General features: G+C 68.9%; 17 protein-coding genes. 10 read left to right on the top strand and 7 right to left on the bottom strand.

What is annotated here, in order from left to right; all coding sequences use genetic code 11:
- Positions 1-312 precede the first annotated feature (312 nt).
- Positions 313-1,605 carry a M20/M25/M40 family metallo-hydrolase gene (locus AOZ49_RS20465; RefSeq protein WP_054477424.1) on the bottom strand — a complete coding sequence of 431 codons (1,293 nt, stop codon included), beginning with the start codon at positions 1,603-1,605 and terminating at the stop codon, positions 313-315.
- Between the two features lie 340 nt (positions 1,606-1,945).
- On the opposite strand from AOZ49_RS20465, the gene AOZ49_RS20460 reads away from it, so the two are divergent.
- The gene (locus tag AOZ49_RS20460) at positions 1,946-3,916 is read left to right on the top strand and encodes a SurA N-terminal domain-containing protein (protein ID WP_054431372.1); all 1,971 of its coding nucleotides are present in this window, start codon (positions 1,946-1,948) and stop codon (positions 3,914-3,916) included.
- A 38-nt stretch (positions 3,917-3,954) separates the two neighbouring features.
- On the opposite strand, the gene AOZ49_RS20455 is transcribed toward AOZ49_RS20460, so the two are convergent.
- Positions 3,955-4,614: an arylesterase gene (locus AOZ49_RS20455; RefSeq protein WP_054477422.1), complete on the bottom strand. Its 660-nt coding sequence runs from the start codon at positions 4,612-4,614 to the stop codon at positions 3,955-3,957.
- Between AOZ49_RS20455 and AOZ49_RS20450 the strand changes: the two genes are divergently transcribed.
- A complete protein-coding gene (locus tag AOZ49_RS20450) occupies positions 4,613-5,284 on the top strand; it encodes an ABC transporter ATP-binding protein (protein ID WP_054460650.1) in 672 nt (223 codons plus the stop codon). The two genes, AOZ49_RS20455 and AOZ49_RS20450, sit on opposite strands and share 2 nt — an antisense overlap.
- A 108-nt stretch (positions 5,285-5,392) precedes the next feature.
- Here the strand turns inward: AOZ49_RS20450 and AOZ49_RS20445 are convergent, their stop codons facing one another.
- From AOZ49_RS20445 to AOZ49_RS20435, 3 genes are read right to left on the bottom strand one after another with little or no spacing between them, the layout of a single operon-like run.
- Positions 5,393-6,376: an ABC transporter substrate-binding protein gene (locus tag AOZ49_RS20445; RefSeq protein WP_054460652.1), complete on the bottom strand. Its 984-nt coding sequence runs from the start codon at positions 6,374-6,376 to the stop codon at positions 5,393-5,395.
- Positions 6,377-6,398: 22 nt separating this feature from the next.
- Positions 6,399-8,045 (bottom strand): ABC transporter permease, encoded by a 1,647-nt coding sequence (locus AOZ49_RS20440; protein ID WP_006388177.1) that lies wholly within the window; start codon positions 8,043-8,045, stop codon positions 6,399-6,401.
- 13 nt (positions 8,046-8,058) lie between these two features.
- Complete coding sequence (locus AOZ49_RS20435; RefSeq protein WP_054431376.1) at positions 8,059-9,135, bottom strand: ABC transporter ATP-binding protein; 1,077 nt, start codon at positions 9,133-9,135, stop codon at positions 8,059-8,061.
- Positions 9,136-9,378: 243 nt separating this feature from the next.
- Between AOZ49_RS20435 and AOZ49_RS20430 the strand changes: the two genes are divergently transcribed.
- Positions 9,379-10,287 carry a LysR substrate-binding domain-containing protein gene (locus tag AOZ49_RS20430; protein ID WP_054431377.1) on the top strand — a complete coding sequence of 303 codons (909 nt, stop codon included), beginning with the start codon at positions 9,379-9,381 and terminating at the stop codon, positions 10,285-10,287.
- An 11-nt stretch (positions 10,288-10,298) separates the two neighbouring features.
- The gene (serB, locus tag AOZ49_RS20425; protein WP_054477420.1) at positions 10,299-11,021 is read left to right on the top strand and encodes a phosphoserine phosphatase SerB; all 723 of its coding nucleotides are present in this window, start codon (positions 10,299-10,301) and stop codon (positions 11,019-11,021) included.
- Positions 11,022-11,068: 47 nt separating this feature from the next.
- Here the strand turns inward: serB and fabV are convergent, their stop codons facing one another.
- Both fabV and AOZ49_RS20415 read right to left on the bottom strand, forming a co-directional pair.
- Positions 11,069-12,265, bottom strand: coding sequence for an enoyl-ACP reductase FabV (fabV, locus tag AOZ49_RS20420; RefSeq protein WP_054477418.1), 1,197 nt, complete (start codon positions 12,263-12,265; stop codon positions 11,069-11,071).
- Between the two features lie 118 nt (positions 12,266-12,383).
- Positions 12,384-13,319, bottom strand: a complete 936-nt coding sequence (locus AOZ49_RS20415) for a DMT family transporter (protein WP_054431380.1) — start codon at positions 13,317-13,319, stop codon at positions 12,384-12,386.
- 87 nt (positions 13,320-13,406) lie between these two features.
- On the opposite strand from AOZ49_RS20415, the gene AOZ49_RS20410 reads away from it, so the two are divergent.
- The 6 genes from AOZ49_RS20410 to AOZ49_RS20385 all read left to right on the top strand — a co-directional run.
- Entirely contained in the window at positions 13,407-14,312 is a 906-nt protein-coding gene (locus tag AOZ49_RS20410; RefSeq protein ID WP_054477417.1) for a LysR family transcriptional regulator, read from the top strand.
- Between the two features lie 394 nt (positions 14,313-14,706).
- Positions 14,707-15,753: a TRAP transporter substrate-binding protein gene (locus tag AOZ49_RS20405; protein ID WP_047992682.1), complete on the top strand. Its 1,047-nt coding sequence runs from the start codon at positions 14,707-14,709 to the stop codon at positions 15,751-15,753.
- 80 nt (positions 15,754-15,833) lie between these two features.
- Positions 15,834-16,454 carry a TRAP transporter small permease subunit gene (locus AOZ49_RS20400; protein WP_054431382.1) on the top strand — a complete coding sequence of 207 codons (621 nt, stop codon included), beginning with the start codon at positions 15,834-15,836 and terminating at the stop codon, positions 16,452-16,454.
- Complete coding sequence (locus AOZ49_RS20395; protein ID WP_054431383.1) at positions 16,451-17,734, top strand: TRAP transporter large permease; 1,284 nt, start codon at positions 16,451-16,453, stop codon at positions 17,732-17,734. The genes AOZ49_RS20400 and AOZ49_RS20395 overlap by 4 nt, the downstream gene beginning before the upstream one ends.
- Positions 17,735-17,805: 71 nt before the next feature.
- Positions 17,806-18,489 carry a DUF2848 domain-containing protein gene (locus tag AOZ49_RS20390; RefSeq protein ID WP_054431384.1) on the top strand — a complete coding sequence of 228 codons (684 nt, stop codon included), beginning with the start codon at positions 17,806-17,808 and terminating at the stop codon, positions 18,487-18,489.
- 92 nt (positions 18,490-18,581) lie between these two features.
- Positions 18,582-19,827 (top strand): amidase (locus AOZ49_RS20385; protein ID WP_082380509.1); only part of this gene is annotated, 1,246 nt, incomplete at its 3' end.

Below are 19,827 nucleotides of genomic sequence, written 5' to 3'. Positions count from 1 at the left end.
GGCGGCGGGGCCGTGGGGCGGGGCCGGGGCTACGAGGCTTGTCCGACGCGTGCGCGCCGGACAGCGCGTCCTCATCCTCGTCGCCTGCGGCTCCTTCGGATTCCGTCGCGCGCGCCTCTACACGCCCCAGCCCCGCCCCACGGCCCCGCCGCCGCTCGCGGCGGTGAATGCTCGGGGCGCCGCCGGGGCGAGGGGGCGTGCTTGGGCTTCGTGGGAAGGGGGGCGGGGGCCCGGAGGAGTTGCTGGCGCCCGTCCCGCGAGGCCGCCCTGCGCGGCCTTGCGGGACATGCGTGGTGGTGGACGGGGGGCGGCTTATTTCGTCGGGGCCTTGTCCTGGGAGACGTCCATGATCATGCGGGTGGCCAGGTAGAGGCGGGGGACGATGGAGGGGATCTGGATGTACTCGGCGTCGTTGGAGTGGGCGCCGAAGCCGCTCAGGCCCATGCCTTCGATGACGGGGCCGCGGGCCTTGAGGGCGGCGAAGGCGGCGTCGGTGCCGCCGCCGCTGGCGCGGTCGACGACTTTCAGGGGCAGGCCCAGTTCCTGGTAGATGGCGACGCCGTGGTTGGCGAGGGCGCGCGAGGCGGGGGTGGCTTCGAGGGGCGGGCGGCGCACTTCGAATTTGACGCTGACCTTGGCCTCGGGCAGCAGTTTCTTCTGGATGCGTTCCTGCAGGGTGCGCTCGAGCGCGTCGAAATCGGACACCTTGAGGGCGCGGGCGTCGGCCTGGGCGGTGGCCTGGCCGGGGATGACGTTGCGGTTGGTGCCGGCCTGGGCCACGGTCCAGTTCAGTTTCAGGCCTTCTTCGGGCTTGGACAGGTCCTTGAGCTGCAGGATCTGGTGGGACAGCTCGGTGAGGGCGTTGACGCCGCCCTCGGGACGGGCGCCGGCGTGCGAGGTCTTGCCCTGCACGGTCAGGTAGGCCGCGCCGATGCCGCTGGTGGCCAGGGTCAGGCGGCCCTCGGCGCCGCCGCCCTCGAAGGAGAAGACCGCGTCCTGGTCGGCGCCCAGGCGGGTGATGGTGGCGCGGGCGCCGGGCGAGCTGATTTCCTCGTCGCCGTTGATCAGCACGGTGAGGGTGCCGTAGTCCTTGAAGTCCAGCTTCTGCAGCAGGGCCACGGTGTGCAGGATGGTGGCCACGCCATGCTTGTCGTCGGCGATGCCCAGGCCGTAGGCGCGGTCGCCGTCGATGCGGAAGGGCTGGTCCTTGAGCATGCCGTTGCGGTAGACGGTGTCCATGTGCGCGATCAGCATGATCTTCTTCTGGCCGCTGCCCTTGAACTCGGCGTGCACCATGGGGCCGACGCGCTCGGGCGTGTCGTCCAGGCGGAAGATGTCGGCGGGCTGCAGGATCTCGACCTTGCCGCCGAGGGCCTTGAAGCGCTCGGCGATCAGGGCGGCGATGCGCTCCACGCCCTCGACGTCCTTGCTGCCCGATTCGATGTTGACCAGGTCGCGCATGGTGTCGAGCATGGCCTGCTGCTGGCCCTGGGCGGCGTCGTGGACGGCGGCCACCGGGGCGGCCAGGACGGTGGCGGCGCCACCGAGGCAGGCCAGCGCGAGAAGGGCGCGAAGGGCGAGCGGACGTGAGGACGGGTACGGCATCGAAAGTCACCTCTGCATGAAAAAGGGGAAGGAAGGCGCCGGCCACGGCGTGGCGGCCCGAGGCTCACGATACGAGTGGGGACGGAAGGCGAAAACCGGGGTTTCCCGGGTTGACCGGGGCCGGCTTCCATGGGGGTGGAAAGCGTGTGCCGCGGGGCGCGCAAGGGCGTCGCGCGGGCCGATGTAAGCAGACGCTGCGGGAAGAATGAGAAATGCTAAAATCCGCCCGCTGACCCGGTTTGACCGGTATGGGAATAGGGCGAATGAGATTCGCCTTTTTTTATGCGTTTTCGTGCGGCCCGGGCGGAAGTCTCCCCCCGAGTGCGGCAACAGGGATTCCATGTTCGAATTTATTCGCAGCCACCGGCGCTGGATGCAGTTCATCCTGCTGCTTCTGATTGTGCCTTCCTTCTTCCTCGTCGGGATTCAGGGCTATGAGAGCTTCATGCGCAAGGAGCCTGAACTGGCGACTGTCGCCGGCCAGCCCATTTCCCGCGCGGAGTTCGACCAGGCGCACCGCAACCAGCTTGAACAGTATCGCCAGCGCCTGGGCGCGCAGTTCGACCCGGCGGTGATCGACACGCCGCAACTGCGCGAAGCGCTGCTGAACCAGCTGATCAACCAGCGCCTGCTGGCGAACGTGGCGGTGGACAACCGTTTCTCGGTGTCCGATGAAACGCTGCGCAACACCATCGCCGCGATCCCGGAAGTGCAGGACAACGGCCGCTTCTCGCCCGAGCGCTACCGCCAGGTGCTGGCGGCCCAGGGCATGTCGCCCACTTCGTTCGAAGCCGGCCTGCGCCGTGATCTGGCCGTGGCCCGCGTGCTCGAGCCGGTTGGCCAGTCGGCCAGCGCGCCGTCGGAAGTGGTGGCATCGCTCGAAACCGCCCTGACGCAGCAGCGCACGGTGCAGCTGCGCCGCTTCGCCGCCGCCGATTTCCGCTCGCAAGTGACCGTCACCCCGGCCGACATCCAGGCCTGGTACGACGCCAACAAGCAGCAATTGCAGATTCCCGAGCAGGTCCAGGTGCAATACCTGGTGCTGAACGAGGCCGCCGCCACCGAAGGCGTGCAGGTCAAGGACGAGGATCTGGCTTCGTACTACGAGCAGAACAAGAACCGCTTCGGCCAGCCCGAGCGCCGCCGCGCCAGCCACATCATGATCGAAGTGCCCGCCGGCGCCTCGGACGATGCGCGCAAGGCCGCCCGCGCCAAGGCCGAGGATCTGGCCAAGCAGGCCGCCGCCGACCCGGCGCAGTTCGCCGAGCTGGCCCGCAAGAATTCGCAGGACGCCGGTTCGGCCGCCAATGGCGGCGACCTGGGCTGGCTGGCGCCGGGCATGCTGTCCGGCCCGCTGGAAAAGGCGATCTTCAGCCAGTCCAAGGACCAGGTGTCGGGCGTGGTCGAAAGCCCGTCGGGTTTCCACGTGATCAAGGTCACGGATATCCAGCCGGCTTCGATCAAGCCGCTGGCCGAGGTCAAGAGCCAGATCACCGCCGAAGTGCGCAAGCAACTGGCCGCCGTGCGTTTCTCGGAAATGGCCAGCCAGCTGAACAAGCAGGTCTACGACCAGCGCGACAGCCTGCAGCCCGCCGCCGACGCGGTCGGCCTGAAGCTGCGCACCGCCTCGGGCGTGACGCGCGAAGGCCTGTTGCCGGCCGACCAGGCCGGCCCGGGCTCCGCGGTCGACAGCCCGGACGCCGCGCTGCTGGACAACCCGCGCGTGCGCCAGGTGCTGTTCTCGCCCGACGTGCTGCGTGAAAAGCAGAATTCCGGCGTGATCGAGCTGTCGCCCGACACCATGCTGGCGGTGCGCGTGGCCGCGGTCGAACCGGCCCACGTGCCGGCGCTGGACAAGGTCAGCGATTCGATCCGCGCCAAGCTGCTGGACGAGCGTTCGGCCGAAGCCGCCAAGAAGGCCGGCGAAGCCGCGCTGGCGGCCGACCAGGCCAACCCGGCCGCGGCGCCGGAAGGCTTCGGCGGTCCGCTGGTGGTGTCGCGCCAGGATCCCAAGAACCTGCCGCGCTCGGTGCTGGACGCCGTGATGCGCCTGCCGGCCGCCAAGCTGCCGGCCTACACCGGCGTGCAGTCGGGCGCCGATTACACGCTGGTGCGCCTGGAGAAGGTCGAGGCCGGCACGGTCGAGGCCGCCGACAAGGAACGCCTGGCGCAGCAATTGGCGGGCGCCTGGGGCCAGGCCGAGAACGAAGCCCTGGTGCGCATGCTGCGCGAGGAATACAAGGTGCAGGTGCTGCCGGCGGCCGCGGACGTCATCCGCGGCGGCGACGCCTCGCAGCAGGCGGCGGGTTGATCCGCCGCGTGGCGGGTCGCGGGCCGCTCAGGCCCGCGTCACTGCAGCAAGGGCCGCAGTGCCGGCCAGACATTGTCCAGTAATTGGGCCTGGGCATCCTCGTTGGGATGGATGCCGTCGGCCTGGAACATCGCCCGGTTCGTTGCGATACCTTCCATCAGGAAGGGCACGAGCCGGGCGTTTTCGTCTTTGGCGACCGTGGGGAACACCTGGGCGAAGCGCTGGGTGTAGTCGCGGCCGTAGTTGGGCGGGATCTGCATGCCGACGATGACCACGTCGGCCTCGGCCTTGCGCGCGGCTTGCGCCATGGCGCGCAGGTTCTGTTCCGTCATGTTCAGCGGCAGTCCGCGCAGGGCGTCGTTCGAGCCCAGCTCCAGCACCACCACCGCCGGCTCGTGCTGGCGCAGCAGGGCCGGCAGGCGCGCGACGCCGCCGCTGGTGGTGTCGCCGCTGATGCTGGCGTTCACCACCTTGTACTTCGGGTATTGTTCGGAAAGCCGCGCGGACAGCAGCGGCACCCAGCCGGTGCCGCGCTTGATGCCGTACTCGGCGGCCAGGCTGTCGCCCACCACCAGCACGGTGCGTTGCGCGGAACCCTGGGCCGCGGCGGCGGTCTGAGCGTGGGCGGGCGCCACCAGGGTGGCGGCGGCGAGCGTGGATATCAGTAGTGAACGGCGAATCAGGGGAATCAGGCGCATGGATAGCAAGAATTCGATCGAGGTGAAAGGGCTGGGCAAGCGGGTGGCCGATGCCGGCGGGACGCTGTCTATCCTGGAAGACATCGATTTTACGGTGGCGGCGGGCAGCGCCGTGGCCATCACCGGCAGCTCCGGGTCGGGCAAGTCCACTTTGCTGGGACTGCTGGCCGGGCTGGATGTTCCCAGCCAGGGCAGCGTGCGCCTGGCGGGGCAGGACCTGTTCGCCCTGGACGAGGACGGCCGCGCGCGCCTGCGGGCCAATCACGTGGGGTTCGTGTTCCAGTCGTTCCAGCTGCTGCCGAACCTGACAGCGCTGGAAAACGTCATGCTGCCGCTGGAACTGGCGGGCCAGCCGGCGCGCGAGGCGGCCCAGGCCATGCTCGAACGCGTCGGGCTGGGGGCGCGCCTGCATCACTACCCGCGCACCCTGTCCGGCGGCGAGCAGCAGCGCGTGTCGCTGGCGCGCGCCTTCGTGGTGCAGCCTGACCTGCTGTTCGCCGACGAACCCACCGGCAGCCTGGATGCCGCCACCGGCGTCACGGTCATCGACCTGATGTTCGACCTGCACCGCGAGCACGGCACCACCCTGGTGTTGGTGACGCACGATCCGCAGCTGGCGGCGCGTTGCAGCCGGCAGGTGGTGCTGGCGGCCGGGCGCATGGCCGCCTAGGCGGGATGCCGCCGCGGCCCGTGCGGCCTGCGCCCGCGACACCCGCCTGAAACAAAAACGCCACCCGAAGGTGGCGTTTTCATTTGGCTTGGACCTTTGGCGCGGACCTTACTTGGCCTTGGCCACGGCCTGGTTCCAGGCGGTGACCACGGCTTCGTACTCCTTGGCGGCCGCGTCCTGGCTCACCGGGAAGATCTTGATGCTGTTGAAGTCGGGCAGGGTGGTCAGGCTGGCCACCGCGATGTCGGTGCGCGTCGGGCGGCGGAAATTCTTCACCAGCTGCGCTTCCTGGGCCTCCTTGCTGAGCAGGCCGTCGTACAGCGCCTTGGCGGCGTCCAGGTTCTTGGCGCCCTTGATGATGAACATGCCTTCCGGCGCCAGGTAGCTGCCCTCGGTCGGGTAGACCAGCTTGATCTCCTTCTGGCCGCCGGCCACGTATTCCTGGGCGGCGTATTCCAGCGTCATGCCGACCGCGTATTCGCCGGCCGCCACGCCCTTGTAGGTGGTGCCGGACGAGGCCGTGACCACGGCGTTGGCGGCGATCTTGTCCAGGCCTTCCTGGCCGAACTGCTTGTACAGGCCGTAGACCAGCATGTAGGCGGTGCCGCTCTTGGACGGATCGGTGATGGCGAACTTGCCCTTCCACTGCGGTTGCATCAGGTCGGACCAGGTGGCGGGCGCCGCCAGGCCTTTCAGCTGGCGCTCGTTGACCATCAGCACCATGATGTGGACGTTGGTGCCGACCCACAGGTCGTCGGGGCCGCGGAACTCGGCCGGGATCTTGTCGATGTCGGCCGAGCGGTAGGGCTGCAAGTGCTGGCGGTAAGCGCCCAGCGTGCCGAAGCCGCCGCTCCAGAACAGGTCGCCGCGCGGGTTCTGCGCCTCGGCTTCGATGCGCTTCATCATGGTGCCGGTGCCGCCGGTGACCGGCTGCACGTTCAGCTTGGGCGACTGCTTCTTGACGGCGTCGAGCGCGGTCTCGATGGTCTCGGTGTTGTTGGACGAGTACAGGACCACGTTCTGCGCGTGCGCGGCGCCCGAGGCCAGGATGGCGGCCAGCAGGCCGGTTTGCAGGAAGTGTTTGAGGTGCATGGTGAGCCTTTGTGGATGCGGGTTATTTGCCGGAGAACAGCTTGATGCGGAACGCCTTGACCGACACGATGATGGGCAGCACGATCACCGTGACCAGCGCCGCGCCATAGGCCGAGGCCATGCCCAGGCGGCCGCCGTCGACCTGGCGGAAGATGGCGATCGGCATGGTTTCGAGGCCGCCGCTGTAGGCCACGATCGAGGCCGACAGCTCGGAAATCGTGGTCAGCCACATCAGGATGGCGGCCGAGATGATGGAGGCCTTCATGGCCGGCAGGATGACCTTGAAGAAGGTCATCAGCGGCGACACGCCCAGGCTGATCGAGGCTTCCTCGATCGAGTCGGGAATGTTGAACAGCACCGACGAGGCGTTGCGCACCGCGAACGGCAGGCGCCGCACCGCGTAGCACAGCACCATGATGCCGGAGGTGCCCGCCAGCACCAGCCAGCCGGTGTTGAAGGTCTGCACCAGCGCGATGCCCAGCACCGTGCCCGAGATGGTCAGCGGCAGCACCACGATGTAGTCCAGCACCTGGGTGAAGGCGCTGCGCTTCTTGATGGTCAGGTAGCTCACCAGCACCGCGAAGGCCACGCCCGTCACCGTGGCCAGCGAGGCGAACTTGAGCGAATTCAGGATCGGCTCGGGCGCGCCATGCAGGGCGCGCTGCATGCTGGCCAGCGACCACGAGCCCCAATGCATCACCGGCCCGCTGGTCTTGGTGAAGGCGGCGATGAACACCACGATCAGCGGCAGCAGCGACAGCAGGATCACCAGGCCGACGCCGCCGGTGTACAGCATCGCCTGCCACGACCGCACCCGGCGCGCCGCCGGCGCGCGGCCCTGGGTCATGGTGTAGACCTTGCGCTCGACCACGCGCTTCTGCACGAACAGCACGATGGCGACGATGGCGATCGACACCACCGACATGGCGCTCTGCAGCGTCGGGCTGCCGCCCATTTCGCTGACGAAGGTGTTGTAGGTCATCACCGACAGCAGCGGCACGCGGCTGCCCAGCAGCATGGCCAGCGCGAAGTTGCCGACCACCAGCGTGAACACCACCAGCGCGTTCACCAGCACCGCCGGCAGCAGCACCGGCACCAGCACCCGCAACTGCGTCATCAGCGGCGGCGTGCCCAGGCTCAGGCCGGCTTCCTCCAGCTGGCCGTCGAAGCCGCGCAACGCGGCCAGCACGCCCAGGTAGATGTAGGTGTAGTAGACCAGCGTCATCGAGAACACCATGCCGGTCCAGCCGTAGAACGACGGCAGCGAGATGCCCGCGTCGCCCAGCAGGTTGGTCAGGATGCCGTTGTTGCCTAGCACCAGCAGCCACGACTGGCCGACGATAATCTCGGGAATGACGATGGTCAGCACCGGCAGGATCGCCACCAGGTTCTTGAGCGGGAAGTCGTAGCGCGCCACCATGTAGGCGAACGGCACGCCCACCAGGATGGTGCAGGTGGTCACCACCAGCCCCAGCACCAGCGTGTTGCCGAAGGCCTCCAGGTATTGCGAGTCGGCCAGCAGGGCGCGGAAGCCCTCCAGCGAGAAGCCGCCGTCCTGGCCGGTGACGCTGTTGCTGAACAGCACCGCCAGCGGATACAGCACGAAGAACAGCAGCAGCGCCAGGCTGATTGCCGTCAGGATGCCCCAGGGCCACCATTTGATTTTCATGGCGTGGCGGTCCTCAGGCGTTGACGACGCGGCTGTCGGCGGGAATTAGCACCTGCACGGCCTCGCCGGGCTGGAACTGCGCCACCATGTTGCCCGCGTGCAGCTCCACGCGGATTTCCGAGCCGTCCTGCAGCGCGATGCGGTAGGCGGTCTTGAAGCCCAGGTACTGGCGCCGCAGCACCTTGCCGGGCAGTGTGTTGGGCACGTAGGGCGCCGGCGCCATCAGGGCCAGTTCCTCGGGGCGGGCGATCAGCACCGAGCGCTCGGCCAGCGCGGCGCTGCCGAGCGTGCCGTCAAAGCCCAGGCCGCACAGCTCGTAGCGCACGTGGCCGGCCGGCGCGCCGGCCAGGCCGCCGCGGGCCGGCACCGGGATCACGTTGGCCGAGCCGATGAAGTCGGCCACGTAGGCGTTGACCGGCGTGCCGTACAGGTCTTCCGGCGTGCCCAGCTGGGCGATGCTGCCGTGGTCCATGATGGCGATGCGGTCGGACATGGCCAGGGCTTCCTCCTGGTCGTGGGTCACGAACACGGTGGTGATGCCGGCCTCGCGCACCAGGTCGAGGATGACGTCGCGCATCTGCAGGCGCATCTTGGCGTCCAGGTTCGACAGCGGCTCGTCCATCAGCAGCACGCGCGGCCGGATCACCAGGGCGCGCGCCAGCGCCACGCGCTGGCGTTGGCCGCCGCTCATCTGCGCCGGATAGCGGTCGGCCAGCGCCGCCAGGCCGACCTTGTCCAGCGCCTCGTCGACGCGGCGCTTGATCTCGGCGCGGGCCACGCCGCGGGCGCGCAGGCCGTAGGCGACGTTGTCGAAGGCGGTCTTGTCGGGGAACAGCGCGTAGTCCTGGAACACCATGCCGATGTCGCGGCGGTGCGCCGACACGTGCGTGACGTCGTCCTGGTCGAACAGCAGGCGGCCCCCGTCGGGCGCGTAGAAACCGGCGATGCAGCGCAGCAGGGTGGTCTTGCCGCAGCCGCTGGGGCCCAGCAGCGTGTAGAACGCGCCGTCGGGAATGTGCAGCGACAGGTCGCGCAGGACCTGCTGGCCGCCGAATGTCTTGATGATGCCGTCTACTGTGATCGATGCCATGAGAGCTTCCTGCCTGGGATTGTGCGCATCATAGGAACCCCGCCGCGCCGCGACCAGCGGTGTTTTTTAAGAGCTGGCGTTAGTTTTTCTAAGAGGTCGGCTGCGCCGCAATCCCCTAGAATGCGGCTCATAGCCACGGCGCCGCCTCGCGCGGCGCCGGCAAAAAACAGACGACAAGGGAAATCGTGGGAACTAGCAGCAAAGCCTTGCGCCGGGGTGGCGCACGGGCGGGCGTCGCCTGAGATGGCGGGCCCGAGCCTGCCGCCGCTGAAAGCCTTGCGGGTATTCGAGGCCGCGGCGCGCCTGCGCAGTTTCACCGCGGCGGCCGACGAGTTGAGCATCACGCACAGCGCGGTCAGCCAGCAGATCCGCATCCTGGAAGACTACGTCGGCCAGCCGCTGTTCGCGCGCGAGGCCCGCGGCGTCACGCTGCTGCCGTGCGCGCAGGCGTATTTTCCCGAGGTCCAGGCCAGCCTGGAGCGCATCGCAGCGGCCACCGCCAAGCTGCGCTCGCCCGGTCATGGCGGCGTGCTGCGCGTCAGCGCCACGCCGTCGCTCACCATGAAATGGCTGATTCCGCGCCTGTCGGCGTTCCAGGCGCTGCATCCGGGCATCGACGTGCAGCTGACCACGCAGGGCCGGTCGTTCCTGGACCGCGGCGACGAGGCCGGCAGCGACGTGCAGATCCGGCATGGCTACGTGGCGCACGCCGAGATGGCCTGCGTGCATTGCCTGGATGACTTCCACGTGCCGGTGGCCTCGCCGCGCTTCATCGAACGCAACCGGCTGGCCACGCCGACCGATTGCCTGGGGCATCCCTTGCTCAAGGTGGCGGGCGGCATGGATCACTGGCCGCGCTGGTTCGCGCTGGCCAAGGTGGACGTGCCGGCGCAACTGCCCGGGCCGGTGTTCGACCATCAATTCCTGTGCATGCAGGCCGCCATGAACGACCTGGGCATCGCCCTGGCGCCGTGGTGCCTGCTGCAGGACGACCTGCGCGCCGACCGGCTGCGGCCGCTGTTCCTGCAGCCGCGCCTGCCCAATGCCGGCGTCCATGCGCTGTTCCGCCCGGACGCGCCGGCGGCGGCCGCGGCGCGCCATTTCATCGACTGGCTGGGCCGCGAGGCCGGCCATCCGCTACCCGAGCAATAGAAGGATTGCCCATGCAAGATTTCCAGAGCGACGCCGGCCTGCACTGGCGCGGCATCGAACCGCCGCTGGCGCTGTCGGACTACAAGGTCATCGCCTTCGACATGGATTCGACCCTGATCGCCATCGAGACGCTGGACGAGATGGCCGACCTGATGGGGAAGAAGGCCGAGGTGGCCGCGCTGACGGAAGCGGCCATGCGCGGCGAGATCGTCGACTACAAGCAAAGCCTGCGGCAGCGCGTGGCGCTGCTGGCCGGCATGCCGGCCGAAGCGCTGGACGAGGTCTACGACCGGCGCCTGACGCTTAACCCGGGCGTGGAGACGCTGATCGCCGCGTGCAAGGCCGCCGGGCTGTTCTGCCTGCTGGTGACGGGCGGCTTCACCTGCTTCACCGACCGGCTGCGGGCGCGCCTGGGGCTGGACGACGTGCGCGCCAACGTGCTGGAGATCGAGAATGGGCGCCTGACCGGGCGGTTGCTGCCGCAGCCCTGGGGCGATCTGTGCGACGGCGAGGAAAAGCGCCGCAAGCTGCTGGAAGTGTGCGCGGCGCTGGGCGTGGGGCCGGAGCGCGCCATCGCGGTGGGCGACGGCGCCAACGACCTGCCGATGCTGCGCACGGCCGGCCTGTCGGTGGCGTACCACGCCAAGCCGGCGGTGCGGCGCGAGGCCAAGGTGGCGATCGACCAGGGCGGGCTGGATCAGCTGCTGCGCCTGTTCGCCGCCCGCGCCGCGTAAGCGGACGGCGCGCGGGCCGCGCTGTCCGCGGCCCGGTCCGACCCGCCTCAGGCGTTGATCAGGCCGGGGATCTTCACGTCCGGGTCGACATCGGCGTTGTAATCGACCCCGTCGATCTCGAACCCGAACAGGCGCAGGAAATCGCGCTTGTAGCCGGCGAAATCGGTCAGTTCATACAGATTGGACTCGGTCACCTGGTGCCACAGCGCCTGCACCTGCGCCTGCACGGCCGGGTCTAGTTCCAGGTAGTCCGCGCGCAACCGGCCCTCGGCGTCCAGGATCGGCGCCGCGCCGCACAGGCTGTCGCGATACAGGCCGTAGACCTGCTCGATACAGCCCTCGTGCGTGCCTTTTTCCTTCATGACCTTGAACAGCAGCGACAGGTACAGCGGCATCATCGGGATCGCCGAGCTGGCCTGGGTCACGACCGCCTTCAGCACCGAGACGCGGGCATCGCCGCCGCGCGCGGCCAGCTTGGCGCGGATGTCCAGCACCTTCTGGTCCAGGTCTTTCTTGGCGGCGCCGATCGAGCCGTTCCAGTAGATGTCGTGGGTGATCTTCTCGCCCAGGTAGGTGAAGGCGATGGTGGTGGCGCCCTCGGCCAGCACGCCGGCCTCCAGCAGGGCGTCGATCCACATCTGCCAGTCCTCGCCGCCCATCACCGCCACCGTGGCGTCGATCTCTTCCTGGGTGGCAGGTTCCAGCACCGATTCCTTGATGACTTCCTTGTCGGTATCCAGGCCGCGCAGCGTGACCGCCTGGCCGACCGGCTTGAGGGTCGAGTTGAACACCGCGCCGCTGACCGGATGGGTGCGGCGCGGCGCGGCCAGGCTGTAGATCACCTGGTCGACCTGGCCCAGGTCCTGCCTGATGGCGGCGATGGTCTGGGTCTTGATGGCATCGGAGAAGGCGTCGCCGTTGATGCTCTTGGCGTACAGGCCCTCGGCGCTGGCGAACTTGTCGAAGGCGGCGCTGTTGTACCAGCCCGGGGTGCCGGCCTTGGCGGCCTCGCCGGGGCGCTCGAAGAACACGCCCAGGGTCTGGGCGCCACAGCCGAAGGCGGCGCTGATGCGGGCCGCCAGGCCATAGCCGGTGGACGCGCCGATCACCAGCACGCGTTTCGGCCCCCCCGCGATCGGGCCCTGGGCGCGGACGTAGTCGATCTGCTGCTTGACGTTGGCCTCACAGCCGACGGGATGGGTGGTGACGCAGATGAAGCCGCGCACGCGGGGTTTGATGATCATGGAGACCTCGTTCTGGAAATGCCGGGAGGGTGCCGCGCGCAGGCGCGAGAGACGCCCGGCATTGTACGGGAGCCAACGGCGCCGGCCGCCGGGCAGCCCGGCCTGTGCGTGACGCGGATCAGGCCGCCGCGGCGGCCCGGGCGCGGCCGCGGCGCCATTCCACCAGGCCGATGCCGATGCCGCTGGCGCAGATGATGGCGATGCCGAGCCAGGTCAGGGGATCGGGGAAGTGGTCCCAGACTAGCCAGCCGACCGTGGTGGCGCTGATGATCTGCAGGTAGATGAAGGGCGCCAGGGTCGAGGCCGGCGCGCGGCGGTAGGCGGCGATCTGGAACAGGTGGCCCAGGCCGCCGGTGACCCCGGTGGAGATCAGCAGCGTCCAGTCCAGCGGCGTCAGCGCCTGCAGCACCGGCAGGGCGGGCGGCAGGATGAAGGGCAGGGCCAGCGTCAGGCAGCCGGTGCCGACCGCGCCGCTCCAGATCAGCGAGGTGAACGGATCGTCGCCGGCCACGCGGCGCGTGGCGATGAACTGGGCGGCGAAGCAACAGGCCGTCAGCAGGCCGAAAATGGTGCCGACCGGATGTAGGCCGCCGCCCGGGCGGATGACGATGATGACGCCGATGAAGGCGATGCCCGCGGCGACGAAGCGCGACATGCGCGCCGGTTCCTTCAGGATCCAGGGCGCCAGCGACAGCACCAGCAGCGGCGCCAGGAAGTTGATGGCGGTGGCCTCGGCCTGCGGAATATAGCTGAGCGTGGTGAAGAACATCAGCGTGGCCAGGAACATCGAGCCGCCGCGCAGGAGCTGTTCGCGCGGCTTGTTGCTGCGCAGGATGCCGACGCCCCGGGTCGGCAGCACCAGCGCCAGCACCAGCACCAGGTGCACGGCATAGCGGAACCACGACAGCACCAGCAGCGGCACGCCCGCGTTCATGACCCATTTGCCGCTGGCGTCCAGGCAGGACAGCGTCCACATCGACAGCACCAGCAACAGGATCCCGACGAGCGGGCCGCTGGCGGCGGGACGCGGGCGACCGGTATCGGCCGGGGACATGGACAGGCTCCTTGTGCGCTAGGGGGCCGTGGGCGGGGCCACGGGGCGGCTGACATGATACGCTCATCGCGGCAGGGGGAAAGGTTCATGATCGAACTACGCAATATAGAAACGTTTTTCTGGGTCGCCACGCTGGGCAGCTTCCGCGCCGCGTCCGACAAGCTCAACACCACGCAGCCGGCGGTCTCGCAACGCATCGCCTCGCTCGAGGCCGACCTGGGCGTGCGCCTGTTCGAGCGCGACGCGCGCGGCGTCAAGCTCACCGGCAAGGGCCACGAACTGCTGTCGCACGCCGAACGCATGCTGCAGGTGCGGCGCGACATGTTCGAGGCCGCGCGCGAGCAGAACGTGATGACCGGCACGGTGCGCATCGGCGTGGCCGAGACCATCGTGCAGACCTGGCTGCCGACGCTGATCGAACTGGTGCGCGCCTCGTATCCGGCGCTGGTGCTGGAGATCGAGGTCGACACCACGCACGTGCTGCGCTCGCACCTGATGGCGCGGCAGATCGACCTGGCCTTCCTGATGGGGCCGGTGCTGGAGGCGCGGGTCGAGAACCTGCCGCTGTGCACCTATCCGCTGGCCTGGGTCGCCAGTCCCTTGCTGGACCTGGGGCCCGAGCCGCTGACGCTGGAGCGCATCGCGCGGCTGCCGATCGTGACCTATCCGTCCAACAGCGCGCCGTACCGCGTGGTGCGCGACATGCTGACGCGCGCCGGCGTGGTCTCGCCGCGCATGTACGGCAGCGCCTCGATGTCCATGGTGGTGCGGATGACGCAGGACTGCATCGGCACCAGCGTCATCGCGCCGGTGTTCCTGGGCAAGGAGCTGGCGCGCGGCGAACTGCGCATCCTGCGGGTCGACGCGGATCCGCTGCCCGAGCTGAGCTTCACCGCCACCTGGGTGCAGGGGCCCGACAGCCACGCGGTGCGCCTGATCGCGCAGATGGCGCAGAAGGTCGCGGCGCAGGCCGGCGACGGCGTGCCCGCCTAGTACGGCAATGCCGCGTCCGGCGCGCGCTGGCGCGGCCGATCCAACCTAGGTGTTTTCCCCAGCAGCGTGTGCGCGGCCGCGTCGCGGCGGCCGTGCGCGCGCCGGCCGCGCGTTGTCGCGATTGCCCGCCAGGCCGCATGGTTGCTGGCTTTGCGGCCGGTGGCGGGTTCCGCCGCCATGAGACCCAAGAAATATTTATACCCCCACATCGCAACTTACGATTGGACGCTGGACGCCCCTGACGCTGCAATGGCGGCACATCAAGAAGATCGCCTGCCTCGACAGGCTCCGGGGGAAATCGTTTGCTCCTCTGACGTACCGATTCTTACCCGCGCGCTCAAGGTAACGGGGACCCGCGCGCGCAGACCATCCCGCCAGCCAGGAGTTTTCGTCCATGAAGAAGTCGCTCGCTCTCGCCGCCGTCGCCGCCAGCCTGTTGGCCGGCGCCGCCCAGGCGCAAGACCTGCCCAAGACCCACCTGAAGGTGGTCGGCGGCCTGTCCAACCTGACCGCCTACAACGATTACGAAAAGCCGTTCTGGACCAAGACCATTCCGGACGCGTCCAAGGGCCAGGTCACGGCGGACATCAAGGGTTTCAATGAAATGGGCCTGAAGGGCCCGGAACTGCTGCGCCTGATGTCCACCGGCGTGGTCGAGTTCGGCACCGCCACGCTGTCGTACTTCGCCAGCGACAACCCGATCAACGAAGCCATCGACCTGGCCGGCCTGGCGCCGGACGTGAAGACGGCGCGCGAGGTGACCAACGCCTTCGAGCCGGTCTATGCGCGCCTGTACGGCGAGGGCAGCAACGTCAAGCTGCTGGGCATCTCCACCTATCCGGCGCAGGTGCTGTTCTGCAACGCCGAGATCAAGGGCCTGGCCGACATCAAGGGCAAGAAGGTCCGCACCAGCAGCCGCACCACCGCCGAATTCGTGGAAGCGCTGGGCGGCTCCAGCGTCACCATGGCGTTCGGCGAAGTGGTGCCGGCGCTGCAGAACAAGGTGGTCGATTGCGCCATCACCGGTTCGCTGTCGGGCTACTCGGCCAAGTGGTACGAAGTCTCGACCCACCTGGTGGCGCTGCCGATCAACTGGAACCAGCAGATCCACGCCGTCAACCAGAAGGCCTGGGACAAGCTCGACCCCAACGTGCGCACCTTCCTGCAGGCCAACGTCAAGACGCTGGTCGACAACATCTGGGACGCCGCGGCGCGCCAGACCCAGGAAGGCTATGACTGCAACACCGGCGCGGCGGCTTGCCCGTTCCCGGTCAAGGGCAAGATGGTGCTGGTGCAGCCCTCGGACGCCGACCGCGAACTGCTCAAGAAGGTGACCCAGGAAGCCGTGCTGCCCAAGTGGGCCGCGCGTTGCTCGGCGCAGTGCGTCAAGGACTTCAACGCCACCGTCGGCAAGACGCTCGGCGTGACCGCCAGCAAGTAAGCGCGACGGCGCGCCGCCGCTGGCGGCGGCGCGCCCGCGATTCATCATCAAGGCCGCATCCGGCCGCAGAGGTTTTTCCCATGACCCGAACCGAACACTTCCGCCTGCTGGGCGGGCTGCTGCGGCGCGCCGAGACATTCTCGCGCGTCGCGGTGTGGGCGGGCGGCGCGCTGACCATCGCCAGCGTGCTGCTCATTTCCTTCGATGTGCTGGCCCGCAAATTCCTGGGCTTCAACACCGGCGGCGCCGACGAGCTGTCGAGCTACGCCTTTGCCATCAGCACCTCCTGGGCGCTGGCCTTCGCCACGCTGCAACGCGCCAACGTGCGGGTCGATGTGCTCTACCAGAAGCTGCCGGTGCGCGTGTCGGCCGTGCTCGACTGGATTTCCATGGTGGCCCTGGCGGTCTTCATGGTGTTCCTGACCTATTACGCTTTTGAAGTGGTGCAGATGTCGTGGACCCAGAAGTCCGCCGCCAACACGCCGCTGGCCACGCCGTTGTGGATTCCGCAGGGCCTGTGGCTGCTGGGCCTGGCCTGGATGTGCATCACCGTGGCATTGATGCTGGCGCGCGCCTCGGCCGCGCTGGTGACGGGCGACATCGAGCTGGTCAAGGAAATCTGCGGCGTGCGCTCGGCGCAGGAAGAAGCCGACGAAGAAGCCGCCGCCGGCGAGCGCATGGTCAAGGGAGCCACGGCATGATCGCAACCGCCCTGACCCTGTTGCTGGTCCTGATCGGCCTGTCCATCCCCGTGGGCGCCGCCCTGGGAGTGCTGGGCCTGATGCTGGATCCGCTGTTCTCCATGCTGCCGCTGTCGCGCGCGATCGGCGAAGTCTCGTGGAGCACCAACAACGAATTCCTGCTGGTCGCCATTCCGCTGTTCATCATGCTGGGCGAAGTGCTGCTGCGGGCCGGTTTCGCCGAGCGCATGTACGGCGCCATGAGCCTGTGGCTGTCGTGGCTGCCGGGCGGCCTGATGCACGCCAACATCGGCGCCTCGACGCTGTTCTCGGCCACCTCCGGCTCCAGCGTGGCCACCGCCGCGACCGTGGGCACGGTGGCGATCCCGCAGATCCGCAAGTACGGCTACAACGAGCCGCTGTTCCTGGGCAGCCTGGCCGCCGGCGGCACGCTCGGCATCCTGATTCCGCCGTCGATCAACCTGGTGATCTATGGCGTGCTGACCAATTCGTCGGTGCCCAAGCTCTACCTGGCCGGCATCATCCCCGGCTTCGCCATGGCGGCGCTGTTCATGCTGACGGTGATGATCGCCTGCGTGGCCAAGCCGTCCTGGGGCGGCAAGAAGATCCAGGCCACCTGGGGCCAGCGCTTCGCCAGCCTGGTGCACCTGGCGCCGCCGATGGGCATCTTCCTGCTGGTGGTGGGCTCGATCTATGCCGGCCTGGCCACGCCGACCGAGGCGGCCGCGCTGGGCGTGCTGGGCGCGCTGCTGCTGGCCGCCTGGTTCCGCCGCCTGACCTGGACCATGTTGCGCGAGGCGATGGAAGGCACCATGCGCTCGACCGCCATGATCATGCTGATCGTGGTGGCCGCGAGCTTCCTGAACTTCGTCATGTCCGCCACCGGCCTGACCGACGCGCTGACCCAGTCCATCACCGGGCTGGGCCTGTCGCCGGGCTGGATGCTGCTGATCGTGATCGTGTTCTACCTGGTGCTGGGCTGCTTCATGGAGACCCTGTCGATGATGATCACGACGATCCCGATCGTCGCGCCCATCATGATCGCGCTGGGCTACGACCCGATCTGGCTGGGCATCATCATCATCATCCTGGTCGAGGCCGCGCTGATCACGCCGCCGGTGGGGCTGAACCTGTTCGTGGTGCAGAGCCTGCGCAAGAGCGGCTCGATGAGCGCCGTGATCGTCGGCAGCCTGCCGTTCGTGCTGGCCATGTTCGTGATGCTGGCGCTGCTGTCGTGGTGGCCCGACCTGGCCTTGTGGCTGCCGCGGGTGTTCGGCTAGCCCCTGTCTCCCTTCGGGCGCGGCCGCGTCGCCGCGCCCATTCCTCCCCGTTTTCCTCCGCAGGACTTTTCATGAAAGCCGTATTCCAGATCGAAGCCGATTCCCCCCGCCAGGTCGAGGTGGACTTCAACACCCTCATCGTGGCCGGCTGGGCCGGGCGCGACATCGCCGCCATCGAGCACCATATCGAGGAACTGGCCGCCATCGGCGTGCCGCGTCCCACCAGCGTGCCGCTGTACTACCGCATCGCCGACAACCAGCTGACCCAGGCCGAACAGGTGCAGGCGGTGGGCGGCGATTCGTCCGGCGAGGTCGAGACCTTCGTGTTCGCGGCCGACGGCGAGATGTACGTCAGCATCGCGTCCGACCACACCGACCGCAAGCTGGAGACGGTCAGCGTGGCCATGTCCAAGCAGGTCTGCGTCAAGCCGGTGGCGACGACGGCCTGGCGCCTGGCCGACGTGGCCGGTTACTGGGACGAGCTGGTGATCCGTTCGTACATCGTCGAGAACGGCGCCGAGGTGCTGTACCAGGAGGGCCCGCTGGCCTCGCTGCGCACGCCGCAGGACCTGATCGCCGGCTACACCGGCGGCGCCGCGACGCTGCCCGAAGGCGCCGGCATGACCTGCGGCACCGTCGGCGCCATCGGCGGCATCCGCCCGTCGGCGGAATTCACCATGGAACTGTTCGATCCGCGCCGCCAACGCAGCCTGCGCCACCGGTATCATGTCGAGATCCTGCCGGTGGTGGCCTGACGCCCGGCAGGCGCCCTGATTGCCATGACGCGCCCCGGCGGGGCGCGCCGGTCCAACACTTTTCATGCCGCCCCGCGGCCCCCTGGAACCGTATGCTTTCGACCCTGAATGACCTGACCGCCGCCCTGAACGACGGCCGCACCACTTCCGTTGAACTGACCGAGGCCGCCCTGGCGCGCGCCGCCGATCCGGCCGGCGAGGGCGCCCGCGCCTTCACCCGCCTGTACGCCGAGTCGGCGCTGGCCCAGGCGCGCGCCTCGGACACGCTGCGCGCCGCCGGCATCGTGCGCTCGGCCATCGAGGGCCTGCCGATCAGCATCAAGGACCTGTTCGACATCGAGGGCGAGACCACCATGGCCGGCTCGGTGGCGCGCGAGGGCGAACCCGCGGCCGACGCCAACGCCGAAGTGGTGCAGCGCCTGATCGCCGCCGGCGCGGTCATCATCGGCCGCACCAACATGACCGAATTCGCCTATTCGGGCCTGGGCATCAACCCGCATTACGGCACCCCGCTGAACCCCTGGGACCGCGCCACCGGCCGCATTCCCGGCGGTTCGTCGTCGGGCGCCGCGGTCTCGGTGAGCGACGGCATGGCGGTGGCCGCCATCGGATCGGACACCGGCGGCTCGGTGCGCATCCCGGCCGCGCTGTGCGGCCTGACCGGCTTCAAGCCCAGCGCCTGGCGCGTGTCGATGGAAGGCGTGCTGCCGCTGTCGGCCAACCTGGATTCCATCGGCCCCATCGCCGCCAGCGTGCGCTGCTGCGCCGAGCTGGACGCCATCCTGTCGGGCGAGGGCGGTCCGGTGCCCGAGGCGCTGCCGCTGCGCGGCCTGCGCCTGGCGGTGCCCAAGACGCTGGCGCTGGACGCCATGGACAAGCACGTGTCCGACACCTTCGCGCGCACCGTGGCGCGGCTGGTCGAGGCCGGCGCCCTGGTCGACGAGATCGCCATTCCGGAATTCGCCGAACTGGCCGGCATCAACGCCAAGGGCGGCTTCACCGCCGCCGAGGCCTGGGCCTGGCACCGCGACCTGATCGCCCGCGCCGGCAAGCGCTACGATCCGCGCGTGGTGTCGCGCATCATGCGCGGCAAGGACATGGGCGCCGCCGACTACCTGGACCTGCTGGACGCGCGCGAAGCCTGGGTCGCCGCCGTCGACCGCCGCATCGCCGGCTACGACGCGCTGATCCTGCCGACCACGCCGATCGTGGCGCCGGCCGTGGCCGACCTGACGGCCTCGGATGAAGCCTATTACGCCGCCAACGGCCTGATCCTGCGCAATCCCACCCTGATCAACTTCCTCGATGGCTGCGCGCTGTCGCGGCCCGTGGCCGCCC

Origin of the sequence: Achromobacter sp. 2789STDY5608615 (genome assembly GCF_001298995.1) — a bacterium.
Classification (GTDB): domain Bacteria; phylum Pseudomonadota; class Gammaproteobacteria; order Burkholderiales; family Burkholderiaceae_B; genus Achromobacter; species Achromobacter insuavis.
Note: the sequence above shows the minus strand (reverse complement) of the source record. Positions and strands in the feature narration are given on the sequence as shown.